The organism is Alloyangia pacifica, assembly GCF_900116195.1.
In the GTDB taxonomy this organism is placed as follows: domain Bacteria; phylum Pseudomonadota; class Alphaproteobacteria; order Rhodobacterales; family Rhodobacteraceae; genus Salipiger; species Salipiger pacificus.
On record NZ_FOZW01000014.1, the window covers coordinates 122510 to 137051 of the forward strand.

At 65.7% G+C, this 14542-nt stretch carries 12 protein-coding genes; 3 read left to right on the top strand and 9 right to left on the bottom strand.

Annotated elements, in window-relative coordinates:
- Window positions 1-13: 13 nt before the first annotated feature.
- From BM397_RS24365 to BM397_RS24375, 3 genes are all read right to left on the bottom strand, one after another.
- Window positions 14-991 carry an ABC transporter permease gene (locus tag BM397_RS24365; protein WP_092429754.1) on the bottom strand — a complete coding sequence of 326 codons (978 nt, stop codon included), beginning with the start codon at window positions 989-991 and terminating at the stop codon, window positions 14-16.
- 107 nt (window positions 992-1098) lie between these two features.
- A complete protein-coding gene (locus BM397_RS24370; protein ID WP_092429756.1) occupies window positions 1099-2646 on the bottom strand; it encodes an ABC transporter substrate-binding protein in 1548 nt (515 codons plus the stop codon).
- Window positions 2647-2723: 77 nt separating this feature from the next.
- Complete coding sequence (locus BM397_RS24375) at window positions 2724-3494, bottom strand: class II aldolase/adducin family protein (RefSeq protein WP_092429758.1); 771 nt, start codon at window positions 3492-3494, stop codon at window positions 2724-2726.
- Window positions 3495-3656: 162 nt separating this feature from the next.
- Between BM397_RS24375 and BM397_RS24380 the strand changes: the two genes are divergently transcribed.
- On the top strand, window positions 3657-4361 hold the full coding sequence (locus tag BM397_RS24380) for a GntR family transcriptional regulator (protein ID WP_092429760.1): 705 nt from the start codon (window positions 3657-3659) through the stop codon (window positions 4359-4361).
- A 23-nt stretch (window positions 4362-4384) separates the two neighbouring features.
- Here the strand turns inward: BM397_RS24380 and BM397_RS24385 are convergent, their stop codons facing one another.
- From BM397_RS24385 to BM397_RS24395, 3 genes are all read right to left on the bottom strand, one after another.
- Window positions 4385-5512, bottom strand: a complete 1128-nt coding sequence (locus BM397_RS24385; protein WP_092429762.1) for a Gfo/Idh/MocA family protein — start codon at window positions 5510-5512, stop codon at window positions 4385-4387.
- 197 nt (window positions 5513-5709) lie between these two features.
- Window positions 5710-6423: a tRNA (guanosine(46)-N7)-methyltransferase TrmB gene (gene trmB, locus BM397_RS24390; RefSeq protein ID WP_092429804.1), complete on the bottom strand. Its 714-nt coding sequence runs from the start codon at window positions 6421-6423 to the stop codon at window positions 5710-5712.
- A gap of 105 nt (window positions 6424-6528) precedes the next feature.
- A complete protein-coding gene (locus BM397_RS24395; RefSeq protein ID WP_092429764.1) occupies window positions 6529-7569 on the bottom strand; it encodes an aldo/keto reductase in 1041 nt (346 codons plus the stop codon).
- Window positions 7570-7798: 229 nt separating this feature from the next.
- On the opposite strand from BM397_RS24395, the gene BM397_RS24400 reads away from it, so the two are divergent.
- Window positions 7799-9022, top strand: a complete 1224-nt coding sequence (locus tag BM397_RS24400) for an MFS transporter (RefSeq protein ID WP_092429766.1) — start codon at window positions 7799-7801, stop codon at window positions 9020-9022.
- Window positions 9023-9154: 132 nt separating this feature from the next.
- Complete coding sequence (gene metG / locus BM397_RS24405; RefSeq protein ID WP_092429768.1) at window positions 9155-10864, top strand: methionine--tRNA ligase; 1710 nt, start codon at window positions 9155-9157, stop codon at window positions 10862-10864.
- Window positions 10865-10954: 90 nt separating this feature from the next.
- Here metG and aqpZ read toward each other — a convergent pair whose 3' ends face one another.
- The 3 genes from aqpZ to BM397_RS24420 form a co-directional block, all read right to left on the bottom strand.
- Complete coding sequence (aqpZ, locus tag BM397_RS24410) at window positions 10955-11686, bottom strand: aquaporin Z (protein WP_092429806.1); 732 nt, start codon at window positions 11684-11686, stop codon at window positions 10955-10957.
- 527 nt (window positions 11687-12213) lie between these two features.
- Window positions 12214-13551 (bottom strand): hypothetical protein, encoded by a 1338-nt coding sequence (locus BM397_RS24415; RefSeq protein WP_143015426.1) that lies wholly within the window; start codon window positions 13549-13551, stop codon window positions 12214-12216.
- 591 nt (window positions 13552-14142) lie between these two features.
- Window positions 14143-14542, bottom strand: a 400-nt coding sequence (locus tag BM397_RS24420) for a PLP-dependent transferase (protein WP_177239600.1), incomplete at its 5' end; no start/stop codon positions are given.

Here is a 14542-nt window from a genome sequence, read left to right on the forward strand (position 1 = left end):
GCTCAGACCCTCCTCATGCCTTTGCGCCGATGCGTGGATCGACCAGCCGGTAGACGATGTCGGTCACGATATTGAACAGGATCACCATGGCGGCCGACACGAGGAAGACGCCGAGAATGGTGTTGTAGTCGCGTGCGGCGAGGCTCTCGAACATCAGCCGCCCGATGCCGGGCCAGGCGAAGACGGTCTCGGTCAGCACCGCGCCGCCCACCAGCTGGCCCGCCTGCAGGCCTGCCAGTGTGACCACCGGCAGGATCGCGTTGCGCAGGATGTGGCGGCGGCGGATGGCCGGACCCGAGAGGCCCTTGGCCTTGGCGGTCTTGACGAAATCGAGCTGGCTGACCTCGAGCATCGAGGCGCGGGTCATCCGCATGTAGACGGCCATGAAGAAGAGGCCGAGCGTCAGCGCCGGCAGCACGAGGTGCTTGGCGATGTCGAAAGCACGGGCAAACCCGGTGTAGCCCGCCCCCACCGTCTCGTAGCCGAAGCCGGGCAGCCAGCCCAGCCAGACCGAGAAGACCAGCACCGCCATCAGCGCCGCCCAGTAGAGCGGCGTGGCATAGAAGAGCAGCGCCAGCGTGGTCAGCAGACTGTCGGAGGCTTTGCCCACCCGCGCCGAGGCGGCAACACCGAAGGCGATGCCCAGCACCAGGGAGATCACGAAGGCGGTCAGCGTGAGCAGCAGCGTTGCGGGCAGGCGCTCGGCGATCAGCTGCGCGACGGGCGCGCCCTGCCGGAAGGAATAGCCCAGATCCAGCGTCAGCACGCTGCCGACGTATTTGCCGAGCTGCACATGGAACGGCTGGTCGAGGCCGAAGCGCTCGCGCAGCTGCTCGATCATCTGCTCGTCGGCGGCCCCGGCCTCGCCCGCCAGCACCACCGCCGGATCGCCCGGCGCCGCGTGCAGCAGGCAGAAGTTCAGGACCGCGATGGCCAGAAGCGTCACGAAGGCCTTGAAGGCCCGTGACAGGATTGTGGTGAGTATGCTCATTGGCCCCCGTTCGACACGCCGGTCGTCCCGTTGGTTCCTGCCCCGAGGCACTCATGCCGGGGGCGACGTGAGGGCGGACCGCGCGGGCCCGCCCTTATGTGCGCGGATTACTCTTCGACCCAGGCGTCGCGCAGGCCGTCGTTGATCCCGATGGCCGTGGTCACGAGGTCCTGCACGTCGCAGCGGTAGATGGTCGGGAACTCAAGCTCCTGAAGCCAGGCGACCGGCACGTCGTCGACGATCTCTTTCTGGATCTCGGCGTAGGCCACGGCGCGCTCCTCGGGGGTGACCATGCTGGCGGCTGCGGCCCATTTCTCGTCGAGCTCGGGGTTCTCGTAGCCCTCGACGTTGTTCCAGGGGCTGCCCTTGCTGATCTGGCTCGCCACGTAGTTGCGCGACACACCCAACGCCGGGTCGCCGTACTGGTAGAGGTAGGTGAAGGCGAGATCGTAATCCCACTGCGAGGTCTTCTCGTTCCAGCCCGCGACGTCGGTGCTGTCGATCTCGGCGTTGATGCCGACCTCCGACAGGTTCTGCCGCACCGCCTCGGCCCAGCGCTGCCAGGTCTCGCCATAGGGCAGCGGCAGGATGCGCACGGCCTCGCCGTCATATCCCATCTCGGCCAGAAGCTCCTCGGCCTTCTCGGGGTTGTAGTCGTATTGCGTGACGTCATCGCTGTAGAAGTTGGTCGAGGAGGCGACCGGACCGGTGGCGACCTTGCCGAAGCCGTTCCACACCACGTCCTTCACGAAGTTCCGGTCCATGGCGTACATCACCGCCTGGCGGAAGCGCACGTCCGAGGTCGGCCCTTCGCGGTTGTTCATCCACATCCACGACAGCGGCGCGAAGAACTCCCAGCCCGCGCCGGTGGAACAGACACCGTCCATCTCGGTCAGCCGCGGCACGTCCCAATTCTCGACCGAGCCGCCGGGCAGCACGTCCACTTCGCCGGTTTCGAAGGCCACGGCGCGTGCCGCGGCATCGGGGATCACCCGGTAGAAGACCTCGTCGAGGTAGGGCTTGCCGTCGAGGTAGTAATCCTCGTTCTTCACCAGATGGATGTAGCTGCCCTTCACCCATTCATCGAACTTGAAGGGTCCGGTGCCGATGGGCGTCGCGTTCATCTCGTTGGTGGCGTAGTCGGTGCCCTCGTAGATGTGCTTCGGGACAATCGGCATGGTGCCGGCCTCGAAGGCATTGATGAACGGGCCGAAAGGCTCCTTGAGTTGGAACACCACGGTGGTGTCGTCGGGCGCGGTGATGCTTTCCACATAGGTCAAAGAGGCGCGCAGGCGGGCGTGGGTCTCGCGCAGGAAAACATCGGCCGAGAACACCACGTCGGCGGCGGTGAAAGGCTCGCCATCGTGCCATTTGACGCCCTCATGCAGATGGAAGGTGTAGGTCAGACCGTCGTCCGAGATCTCCCAGCTTTCGGCTAGGCTCGGCTGCGGCTCGAGGTCCGAGTTATAGCGCAGCAGGCTTTCGTAGATGTCACCCGCCACCAGCTGCGTCGGGCCGTTCTGCACGAGGCCAAGCATCAGCCCCGGCGGCTCGGGCTGCACGACGATGTCGAGGCGGCCGCCCTCCTGCTGCGCGGCGAGCGGCGCGGCAAGGGTGGCGGCGATCAGGAAGGTGGTCGCTCTGAGTTTGGTCATGATGGTCCCTGTCGGTTTTGATTGTCTGCTTTTCTTCGAAAGTCAGACCCCGGTCGCTGCCCGGGGCGGGCAGGTGCTCAGCCCCGGTAGCCCGGGGCATGAACCTCGAGCCGGCGCAGCTGCGCGGCCCATTCGGGGTCGGGCTTGCCGCGAAGCTCGACGGAATCGTAGGCGTGCTGGTACTGGCCGGCGGTGTGGGCGGCGACCTCGTCCGGCAGCACGTCGGCGGTCAGCCCCATGCCCAGCGCGGCGACCTGCGCCTTGCACGAGCGTTCGAGGTTCAGCGCCAGCTTCACCGCCTCGGCGACCGAGCGACCAAGCAGAAGCGTGCCATGATTGCGCAGCAGCATGACCTGCTTTTCCCCGAGGTCCGCGACGATGCGCTCGCGCTCGGCCAGATCGAGCGCGATGCCCTCGTAGGCGTGATAGGCAATCCGGTCGTGGAACTGCGCCGACCATTGGTTGAGGCTGAGCAGCCCCTCCTTGACCGAGGACACCGCGACGCCCGCTACCGTGTGGGTGTGCAGCACGCAGACCGCGTCGTGCCGCGCCATGTGCACGGCGGAATGGATGGTGAAGCCCGCTGCATTCACCCCCGCGCCATAGGGATCATCGATGACCGCGCCAGTCTCGTCGACGGTGACGAGGTTCGCCGCCGTCACCTCGTCGAAGCGCAGGCCGAAGGGGTTCAACAAAAACCGCTTCTCGCCGCCCGGCCCGTCGGGCAGGCGCGCCGAGATATGGGTGTAGATGCCGTCATCCATGCCTTCCAGCGCGATCAGCCGATAAGCCGCCGCGAGGTCGCGCCTGAGGTGATGTACATCGGGGGATAGCGCGCCGTCGGGCATCAAAGTCTCCCTGTCGTCGTTCGCCCTTAAGGCGAGTCATTCCACGTGATTTACAGACAGAGTAAGTGCAGCGCCCCCCATTGGGTCAAGAGAATTGTCGACAATCGTCAAATAGACAATTATTCTGGGGAAAATTCAGGCGACAGAACCTCACAGACCCTCATGGCGAAATCTCCGCAGACCACCAGCTTCCAGCCTCTCGACCGCGAGGGGCTGGTACAGCGCGTCGCGACCTTGCTGAGCAAGGCCATCGTAACCGGGCAACTGGCCCCCGGCGCGCGACTGTCGGAATCTGTCGTGGCCCGCGAGCTGGGGGTCAGCCGCGCGCCGGTGCGTGAGGCGGCACGCCTGCTGGAGAACTCGGGGCTGGTGACCTATCGCGCCAACCGCGGCTTCTTTGTCCGCGAGACCTCGACCCAGGCGCTGAACGATCTTTACGAGCTGCGCATGGTGATCGAGACCGCCGCCGCGCAACGGGTTCTGAAGCATGGGTTGACCGAGACCATCGACAGGCTCTCCGCGCAGATCGACGTGCTGCACGAAGTCGCCGCGCAGGGCGCCGACATGCTAACGCAGGTCGAGGCCGACATGGAGTTCCACCGCCTGCTCTGCGCCGGCAGCGGCAACCCCAAGTTCCTGCATGTTTTCGAACAGATCGCCGCCGAGACCGAGTTCTCGATCATGGTGATCGGCCGGCTCTACGACAATCCGCACAAGATCGCCGAAACCCACGAACCCATCGTCAACGCCATGCGCCGCGGTGACGAGGCCGCGACATGCGACGCGCTGCGCTACCACATCGGGGTTGCGCAGAAGCTGGTGACGCGGCAGTTCCGCGACCTCACGGAGAGCTCTTCCGGGAACTGACGTAGCAGCGCCCTGATCTCAGGTCAGTCGCGCCCGATCTCCACCCACGCGCTGTCGGCCCGCGCCGAGCGGATGCAGGCGTCGACGAACTCCAGCCCTTCGACACCATCGCGAATGCCGGGCAGAAGGGTCTGCAGCGGCGCACCCGCCTGATGCGCGCGGATCGCCTCTGCTGCCTCGGCATAGATATTGGCAAAGCCCTCGAGGAACCCTTCCGGGTGACCCGCCGGCACACGGCTGCCGGCCATGGTCTGCGCGCCCCGGCGCAGCATCTGCCTTGGCTCACCAAGCCGGGTGACCCACAGCGTTTCCGGCGTCTCATGCGCCCATTCGAGCCCGGCCTTCTCGCCATAGACGCGCAGCTTCAGACCGTTCTCGCTGCCCGGCGCCACCTGGCTGCACCAGAGCGCCCCCTTCGCCCCCGAGGCGTAGCGCAGCATCACCTGCGCGTTGTCATCCACCCTGCGTCCGGGCACGAAGCTGGTCAGATCTGCCGCCAGCCGATCGGGCACCATGCCCGAGACGAAGCGCGCCAGTTGCCAGGCGTGCGTGCCGATGTCACCGATCGAGCCCCCCGCCCCTGCCTTCTCCGGATCGACCCGCCAGGCGGCCTGCTTGCTGCCGCTGTCCTCGCTCAACCAATCCTGCGCATATTCGACCTGCACCAGCCGGAGCGCCCCGAGATCGCCGCGTGCCACCATCTCGCGCGCGAGCCGAAGCTGCGGATAGCCCGAGTAGTTGTGGGTCAGCACGAAGAGCGCGTCCGCCTCCGCCACGATCCGCTCCAGCGCGCGCGCATCCTCCAGCGTCGAGGTCATCGGCTTGTCGCAGATCACGTGGATCCCGGCTTCGAGAAACGCCTTGGCTACGGGGAAGTGCAGATGGTTGGGCGTGCAGATCGACACCGCCTCGATGCCGTCCGGCCGTGCCGCCTCGGCGCGGGCCATCTCGGCGAAATCGTCGTAGGTGCGCTCGGAGGCGATGCCACAGGCGGCAGCGCTCTCGGCGTTGCGCTCGGGCGTCGTCGACAGCGCGCCGGCGACCAGGGCGAACCGGTTGTCGAGCCGCGCGGCGATGCGGTGCACCTCGCCGATCATCGCGCCCTTGCCGCCGCCGACCATGCCCAGCCGAATGGGGGTATGCGTTTTCATCTCGGTTTCCCTCTCCCTGATCCGTCAGCCCGCGCAGCCGTCAATACGCTGCCCCGTTCCGTGCCTTCTGTGGCATGCACGACGCAGGCTCTTCCACCGCTCATGCGCACGGTCGGAAGCGCACCCCATCGATACGCCAAGATGCCGTCACTGCTGCACGATCTTGCCAACCCGCGCGTCTCGGTGACGCGCAGGCCTCAGCGCTTGCGGAAGGTGAGGTAATGCGGCGTCCGGCCCTCGCGCAGCGCCTTCTGCTCGTAGCGGGTCGAGATCCAGTCGTCCCAGGGCGCGCGCCAGTCGGTCGGCCCCTCGGCCAGCCATTCGAACCCGGCCTTGGGGACCTCTTCGAGGGTCTGACGCACGTAATCGGGAATATCGGTCGCCACGCGGAACTCGGCACCCGGCTTCAGTGCCCGTGCCAGCGGCTCGAGATGTTCCTGCGTCACGAAACGGCGACGGTGATGGCGCTTCTTCGGCCAAGGGTCGGGGTAGTTGAGGAACGCCTTGTCGATGCTTTCGTCCGGCAGCACGTCGAACATGTTGCGCGCATCGCCGGGATAGACCCTGAGGTTCTCGACCCCCGCCTGCCGGATCTTGCCCAGCAGCATGGCAACGCCGTTGATGTAGGGCTCGCAGCCGATGATCCCCATGTGCGGATGCGTGGCGGCCTGATGCACCAGGTGCTCGCCGCCGCCGAAGCCGATCTCCAGCCAGACCGGCTTGCCGCCGAACATCACCTGAAGGTCTAGGTTCTCGCGATCGGGGTTCACCTCCCAGTCGACCGGCCCCGGCGAGAGCTTCGCCAGGTCCTCTTCGAGGTAGGTCTCCTGGCTCGGGCGCAGGGTCTTGCCCTTCACGCGGCCGTAGAAATTGCGCCAGGGGGCGCCGGGATGCTTGTTCGAGCTGGTCATGCGCCGCGATTTAACGGCGAAGCGGGCGCGGAGCAATCACTTCCGCGCCCTTTTGTGCAAGGCTCCGCAAGGGGCCCGGCCGCCGCGACGACCGGGCCCGCCCGATCAATAAGGCAGCGGGTGCAACTTGTGGGTGGCGTCGATCCGTTCCAGCAACTCGTCGGATAGCGTCACCTCCGCCGCGCCGAGCAGGTGCTCGAGCTGGCCGAGGGTGGTCGCGCCGAAGATCGAGGAGGCAACGAAGGGCCGCCGCGCCGACCAGGCCAGCGCCATATGCACCGGGTCCAGGCCGAACTCCTGCGCCAGCTTGATATAGGCTGCCACCGCCGGGAAGACCCGGTCGGTCTTGCGCCCGCCGAGATCGCCGTTGATCGCCATGCGCGAGCCTTCGGGCAGCGCGCCGCCTTGGTACTTGCCGGTCAGCAGACCCGCGCCAAGCGGCGAATAGGGCAGCAGGCCGACCTCCTCGTTGACCATCAGCTCGCCGAGATCGGTGTCGGCCATGCGGTAAAGCAGCGAGTACTCGTTCTGCACCGAGGCGACGCGCGGGCCACCGACCTCATTTGCCATGCGCAGCCATTCGGCGGTGCCCCAGGCGCTGTCGTTGGACAGGCCGAAGGCGCGGATGGTGCCACGCTCGACTTCGCGTTGCAGCGCGCCGAGCGCGTCGGCCATGTGCTGGCGGGTCGCCTCGCGGTCCTGCTTCCACGGCGCAAAGGTCCAGTTCTGACGAAAGGCATAGCTGCCGCGGTTCGGCCAGTGGAACTGATAGAGGTCGATGTAGTCGGTCTTCAGCCGCTTCAGCGAGGATTCGACGGCGACCGGGATGGTCTCGGAACTGATCGGCGCCTCGTCACGCACCAGCTTCGACGGGCCGGTGTGCTTGCTGGCGAGGATCCATTCGCCGCGGCGGCCGGACTTCTCGAACCAGTCACCGAGGATTTCCTCGGTGCGCCCCACGGTCTCGGCCCGCACCGGGTTCACCGGGTACATCTCGGCAGTGTCCATGAAGTTGATGCCGGCATCGAGCGCGCGCTCGATCTGCCCAAAGGCATCCTCGGGCGGCGTCTGGTTGCCATAGGTCATGGTCCCGAGGCAGAGCTCGGTCACCGACATGCCTGTGCGGCCCAGCGGGTTTTTCTTCATTGGAGGTCTCCTGTTAGCGCTCGGCGCGACACTAGTCACCTGAGCCGGGAAGCCAAGACCCCAAGCTCCGGGATCCTAGAGGGAAGCCCGAAGCGCCCATTGCTCAGGCAGGCGCGGCACAGCGCATCGGCGGATTTGAGATCACAGAAACCGCAGTTGCTCCAAAAACGACGCAGCCCTGTCGCAATCCGCCGCGACAGCCGCGGGAACGCATGTCCCTAACCGGCCCATGCGCCTGCCACTTTCCTTCGCCGCCCTCTTCCTCTCCGTCATCCTGCAGCAGCTTTCCTCCGGCGGCGTCGGCCCGCTGGACGCGCTCTCGGGTTTCGCGCTGAACTTTACCACCGCCGAGATCGGCTTTCTCGGCTCGGCGCATTTCATCGGCTTCTTCGTCGGCTGCTGGTGGGCGCCGCGGCTGATGGGCTCGGTCGGCCACAGCCGCGCCTATGCCGCCTTTACCGCCGCTGGGGTGATCGGGCTCATCGCACATCCGCTGCTGACCACCCCCGAGGCCTGGGCGATCTTCCGCATGGCCACCGGCCTGTCGGTGGCCGGGGCATACACGGTGATCGAGGCCTGGCTGCAGGCCGAGGTGACCAACGAGACCCGCGGCCGCGCCATGGCCGCCTACCGCATGGCCGACATGGGCGCGGCGCTGGTGGCGCAGATGCTGATCGGCGTGCTCGAACCGGCGCATTACGTCAGCTACAACCTGCTGGCGCTGCTGTGCTGCACGGCCATGCTGCCGATCACCCTGACCAAACGCCGCCAGCCCGCCACCCCAGCCGCGCCACGGCTGCGCCCCGGACTTGCCGGCGCGCGCTCGCCGCTGGCGGTGGCGGGCGTCATCGTCTCGGCGCTCTCGGGCGCGAGCTTCCGCATGGTCGGCCCGATCTACGGCGCCGGCGTGGGGCTGCAGCCCGACCAGATCGGTCTGTTTCTCGCCGCCTACATCGCCGGCGGCGCGGCGGCGCAATATCCCGTCGGCTGGCTCGCCGACCGTTTCGACCGGCGCACGGTGCTGATCTGGCTCTCGGTCGCCTCGATCCTCGTCTCGGTTGCCACCGCCACCCTCACCGGCCTCTCCCCTGCCGGCGTCATGGCCATGGCCGCGCTCTTCGGGATGGTGACCTACCCGATCTACTCGGTCTCGGCGGCCCATGCCCATGACTTCGCCGACAGCTCGGAACGGGTCGAGCTCTCCGCCGCGTTGATGTTCTGGTACGCCGTGGGCGCGATCGCCGCCCCCTATGGCGCCGCCCTGCTGATGGCCGCCTTCGGCCCCGCCTCGCTCTTCGTCTTGATCGGCGCCGGGCACCTGCTGCTGGTGATCTTCGGCCTGATCCGCATGCGCGCCCGCCCCGCCGCGCGCCGCACGCCCTACGTCTACGCCCCGCGCACCAGTTTCCTCATTGGCCGCCTGCTGTCGCGCCAGCGCGACGAGAAGGACTGACCCTCCTTCCATATGTCCCAAATATCCTCGGGGGAGTTCGAGGGGGCAGACAGCCCCCTCGCCGCCGCACTGGCAAGCCCGGACAACATCCGCTAAGGACGCGACAACTCCAGATTCATTCGCGGGACGAACATGGCACGTCATCTGATCACCTCGGCGATCCCCTATATCAACGGGATCAAGCATCTCGGCAATCTCGTGGGCAGCCAGCTTCCGGCCGACCTCTTCGCGCGCTACCAACGGGCACGCGGCAACGAGGTGCTGTTCCTCTGCGCCACCGACGAGCACGGCACCCCCGCCGAGCTCGCCGCCGCCAAGGCGGGCAAGCCGGTGGCAGAGTATTGCGCCGAGATGCACGAGGTGCAGTCGAAGATCGCCGAGGGGTTCCGCCTCAGCTTCGATCACTTCGGCCGTTCCTCGAGCCCGCAGAACCACAGGCTGACCCAGCATTTCGCCGGGGTGCTGGCCGAGCGCGGGTTGATCCGCGAGGTGTCCGAAACGCAGATGTACTCGCCCACCGACGGGCGGTACCTGCCGGACCGTTACATCGAGGGCACCTGCCCGAACTGCGGCTTCGAGGATGCGCGCGGCGATCAGTGCGACAATTGCACCAAGCAGCTCGACCCGGTTGAGCTGATCAACCCGCGTTCGGTGATCTCGGGCGCGACCGACCTCGAAATGCGCGAGACCAAGCACCTCTACCTTTGCCAGAGCCAGATCAAGGACGAGATCGAGGCCTGGATCGACAGCAAGAGCGACTGGCCGGTGCTGACCACCTCGATCGCCAAGAAATGGCTGCACGACGGCGACGGTCTGCAGGACCGCGGCATCACCCGCGACCTCGACTGGGGCATCCCGGTGAAGAAGGGCGAGGAAGAGTGGCCCGGCATGGAAGGCAAGGTCTTCTATGTCTGGTTCGACGCGCCGATCGAATACATCGCCTGTGCGCAGGAATGGGTCGACGCCGGCAAGGGCGATGACTGGGAGCGCTGGTGGCGCACCGACAAGGGCGCCGAAGACGTGACCTACACCCAATTCATGGGCAAGGACAACGTGCCCTTCCACACGCTGACCTTCCCGGCCACCATCCTCGGCTCGGGCGAGCCGTGGAAGCTGGTCGACTACATCAAGTCGTTCAACTACCTCAACTACGACGGCGGCCAGTTCTCGACCTCGCGCGGGCGCGGCGTGTTCATGGACCAGGCGCTGGAGATCCTGCCGGCGGACTACTGGCGCTGGTGGCTGCTCAGCCACGCGCCGGAAAGCTCGGACGCCGAATTCACCTGGGAGAACTTCCAGTCCTCGGTGAACAAGGACCTCGCCGACGTGCTCGGCAATTTCGCATCGCGCGTCACCAAGTTCTGCCGCTCGAAGTTCGGCGAAGTGGTGCCCGAGGGCGGCACCATGGGCGAGCTGGAAACCAAGCTGATCGCCGACCTTGCCGAGAAGATCCGCGAGTACGAGGCGCAGATGGAGGCGCATGAGGTGCGCAAGGCCGCCGGCGCGCTGCGCGCCGCATGGGTTCTCGGCAACGAGTACCTGCAGGAAGCCGCCCCGTGGTCGACCTTCAAGACCGACCCCGAGGCCGCGGCGATGCAGATCCGCCTCGCGCTGAACATGATCCGCCTCTACGCGGTGATCTCCTCGCCCTTCATCCCCGACGCCTCGGCGCAGCTGCTGGCGGCGCTTAAGACCGAAGATGACGGCTGGCCGGGAGACCTCGACGCCGCGCTGAGCACCCTGCCCGCCGGCCACGCCTTCGAGGTGCCCGAGGTGACCTTCCGCAAGATCACCGACGCCGAGCGCGAGGACTGGCAGGAGCGCTTCGCCGGGACGCGCTGAGACGCCTCCGGCGGGAGTATTTTCGGAAAGATGAAAGGGCGCGGTCCGAAGGAAGGGGCCGCGCCCTTTTTCCATGTCACTTGTTCCATGTCACTTGCTCGGCACGCCGCCCTCGACGATGCCCGTCGGCGTCGGGCTGAGCCATTTGTAGAGCACCCCGCCGAGCGCCCCGCCGAGCAATGGCGCCAACCAGAACAGCCAGAGCTGCCCCAGCGCCCAGCCCCCGACGAAGAGCGCCGGGCCGGTGCTGCGCGCCGGGTTCACCGAGGTGTTGGTGACCGGGATGCTGATCAGGTGGATCAGCGTCAGCGCGAGCCCGATGGCCAGCGGCGCGAAGCCCACCGGTGCCTGCCCATGCGTGGTGCCCATGATGATGAAGATGAACATCATCGTCAGCACGACTTCGGCCACGAAGCCCGAGAGCAGCGAGTAGCTCCCGGGGCTGTGCTCGGCGTAGCCATTGGCGGCGAAGCCCGAGGCCACCAGGTCGAACTCCGGCACGCCGCTGGCGATCAGGTAGAGAACCGCCGCGCCGAGGATGGCGCCGGCCACCTGAGCGATGATGTAGGGCAGGATGTCAGAGGCCGGGAAACGCCCCCCCGCTGCCAGACCCACGGTCACCGCCGGGTTGAGATGGCAGCCCGAGACGTGACCGATGGCATAGGCCATGGTGAGCACCGTCAAACCGAAGGCCAGCGACACACCCAGAAGGCCGATCCCCACCTCGGGGAAAGCCGCCGCCAGCACCGCCGACCCGCAGCCGCCAAGTGTCAGCCAGAACGTTCCTATGAACTCCGCCGCGTATCGTCGCGAATTCCCCATCGCAAACTCCATAGTTGAATGAATTTTATAAAAATCTCGCAGAGCGGATATTGGCACCGGATCGCGCAGGCTCAAAGCGCTTTTGCGTCGGACGGGCGGAGCCGCGCCCATGGCGCCGGCATGCAGCAAACCATGGGGCCCCGCCCGCGCGGCAAGGTCACGCAGGCGACGGCGTCGCGACATCCGGAAGATCGGCCGACAAAGCTGCCTGGCGGTGGCCCCTGCCCTCGCTCCCTCGGGACATTCCGCAGGCAGAGAGTCTCCTCCCGCAGTCCCCCCTTCGCTCTCCCCATGAGGCGGCGCTCGCGAAGAGAAGGTCGCACTCGCGCGGCACGGGGGATCCGAACGGACCCGCATGCCGGACAAGCGAACCACTGAAGGAGACCGAGAATATATTACCGCCCCGAAAACTCCCGCTGGGTGAACCCCGCCTGTAGGTTTAGTCTTGTCTCGCAACTCTATCCGTCAGGCACCTTGAGGGCCGGCGCAAACCACGGGGCCTTCAAGGCGCAGGACGGACACATTTTCTAGGAGAAAACGAGCCGCACCCGCGAGAGGAAATCCACCATCACGGCCACGAAGACCCAGTAGATCGGCACAAAGGGAAAGGCGAACCGCGCCTCGGGAAAAGCGGCTGCGTAGAGCGCCCAGTGCACCAGCAGGACGGAGACCATCAACGCCGGAGCACGCCTGTCGTAGAGACCCCGGAACAGGAAGGTCACCGCGATGCCGACCATAGCCAGGGAAATCACGAAGAACGACACGAAGAAATAGATCAGCCGGTTCTTGTCGAATTTGAAGTTATGAACTTCGAAGGAATTGTCAGGGTTATTCTGGATCTCGGCCTTGCCCAGCGGCGCGGCTCCCGGCAGGAACAGGATGGCCTTGAGAACGGAATCGCGCACAAAGTCCGCGGGCTCGTCGGCGACCCTCTCCCAAAATTGCGCATTGGCGCGCTCGCGCAGGTCCTTGTCATAAACGCAGCGATGCACGGTGTCGGTGTTTGCAAAGGGCAGCCGAATCCTGTCGATATCGGAATAGAGATAGAGGTCGCCGGTGGACTGCCCCTTGTAAGCATTGTTCCCAGAGGTGCATGAGGAAGCCACCACCAATGTGCCGGACTGTTTCGTCAGGTACAGCTGCCAGGGGAAGACCAACCCGAAGACGATCACCAGGAAGACCAGACTGTGCTTGAAGAACTGCGCCAGGCTGGAGGCGCCGAACGCGAAGGCCGCGATGGCAATGGGGATGAACAGGATGCCGGTCGGCCGCGTGAAGATGAGCAGCACGACGATGAGACCGGAAAACACCGCTGCCTTGAGGTCGGTCTTGAACGTCAGCACCAGGATGAACAACAGCAGCAGCGCCGTGTAGAAGGTCGTCTCCCGGATCATGAAAACCTCGCCCACGGGCCCGAAGATAACCAAGAATCCGACGGGCAGCAGGAGCCGTACCGCGCCCACCCCGATCTGCCGAGCAAGACGCATCGAGATGAAGAGACAGAGGCTGAGCAGGAAAGTGTTCAGCATCACGACCGCCGCCTCGGGGAAGTCGCCCTCGGGGCCGGCCACGAAGTAGATCATGGCCAGGAGCATCGGATAGGCGGGCGGCCGGAAACCGAGTGGTTCGTGCTTGTCGAGATTCTCGCCGAGGATGACGATATCGAGGAACTCGCGCGCCGAGTATTTGTAGCTGCCTTCCACGGTGGGATGAACGACCCAATAGAACGCTATCACCAGCACGAAGAACAGGACACTCAATATGAATTCCCTCATCAATTCACGCCGCGGATCGAGTTTCGATCCGGACAAGGCAAATTCATGGGAATGACTGGAAACCGCCGGGTGATTGGAAGCTGTGCTCATGACTCATTCCGAAAAATGTTGCCGCCAACTGACTCCAAGAGTCAGCCGCAGCGCGCGCGATATCGGCTACGGGCGCCGTCGAGAAATCTTCGACCGGTGGCACTCCACCGATGTTCATCAACGTAATTTAATGACCAACCTATAGGACAAGAGATCCTGCCCTGTCATTCCGAACCTCATGACGGGCGGGGAGTCCCGCTCCACTGTCTGGGAGCAGGCGCAGCGAGCAGGTTCGGCGCGGCAAACGTCGGGCGTATAAGGCAATGCGCCCAACGCCAGACGCCGGGCAAAGGCGCGCGGGCGTATCGGCGGCAAGGCGAATTGCACAGAATTTCCGCGGCGCCAGAGCGTGAGTGACGCGAAAAAGGACGGTTCGCCTACATTGCATCTTCGGCCTGCCGCTCGCGCCTGTCAAAGACGATGGGGCAGGCTCTATGGTTGATCCCGGATTTTTCGTCCAACTCAATCTGCAGAAGTCGTGCGCACCTGAAAACGTATTAATATCAAACTATTGACACAAAGTCCTCGATAGCCGCGGACGCACGCATGGGTGGAACGCTGCGAGGGATCGCGGCCGACTTCACCGGCCCCTCAACTCACTGCCGCGGCCAGCCCCTGATCGAGATCGGCGATGATGTCGGCCACGTCCTCGATGCCGATCGAGATGCGCACCACGTTGGGCGCCGCCCCCGCCTGCACCTGCTGCTCCGGTTCGAGCTGGCGGTGGGTCGTGGAGGCGGGATGGATGATCAGGCTGCGCGTGTCGCCGAGGTTGGCCACGTGGCTGAAGAGCTGCAGGCTGTCCACCAGCTTCACGCAGGCATCATAGCCGCCCTTGATCGCAACGGTGAAAAGCGCCCCGGCGCCCTTGGGAACGACGCGCTGCGCCCGCTCGTGCCAGGGCGAGGACGGCAGGCCGGCATAGGTCACCGCCTCGACGCGCGGGTCTTTTTCCAGCCATTCGGCCACCGCCTGGGCGTTGCGCACATGG

Coding starts and splice junctions, on each gene's coding strand:
- BM397_RS24365 (WP_092429754.1), bottom strand. CDS start 991: ATGAGCATACTCACCACAATCCTGTCACGGGCCTTCAAGGCCTTCGTG.
- BM397_RS24370 (WP_092429756.1), bottom strand. CDS start 2,646: ATGACCAAACTCAGAGCGACCACCTTCCTGATCGCCGCCACCCTTGCC.
- BM397_RS24375 (WP_092429758.1), bottom strand. CDS start 3,494: ATGCCCGACGGCGCGCTATCCCCCGATGTACATCACCTCAGGCGCGAC.
- BM397_RS24380 (WP_092429760.1), top strand. CDS start 3,657: ATGGCGAAATCTCCGCAGACCACCAGCTTCCAGCCTCTCGACCGCGAG.
- BM397_RS24385 (WP_092429762.1), bottom strand. CDS start 5,512: ATGAAAACGCATACCCCCATTCGGCTGGGCATGGTCGGCGGCGGCAAG.
- trmB (WP_092429804.1), bottom strand. CDS start 6,423: ATGACCAGCTCGAACAAGCATCCCGGCGCCCCCTGGCGCAATTTCTAC.
- BM397_RS24395 (WP_092429764.1), bottom strand. CDS start 7,569: ATGAAGAAAAACCCGCTGGGCCGCACAGGCATGTCGGTGACCGAGCTC.
- BM397_RS24400 (WP_092429766.1), top strand. CDS start 7,799: ATGCGCCTGCCACTTTCCTTCGCCGCCCTCTTCCTCTCCGTCATCCTG.
- metG (WP_092429768.1), top strand. CDS start 9,155: ATGGCACGTCATCTGATCACCTCGGCGATCCCCTATATCAACGGGATC.
- aqpZ (WP_092429806.1), bottom strand. CDS start 11,686: ATGGGGAATTCGCGACGATACGCGGCGGAGTTCATAGGAACGTTCTGG.
- BM397_RS24415 (WP_143015426.1), bottom strand. CDS start 13,551: ATGAGCACAGCTTCCAATCACCCGGCGGTTTCCAGTCATTCCCATGAA.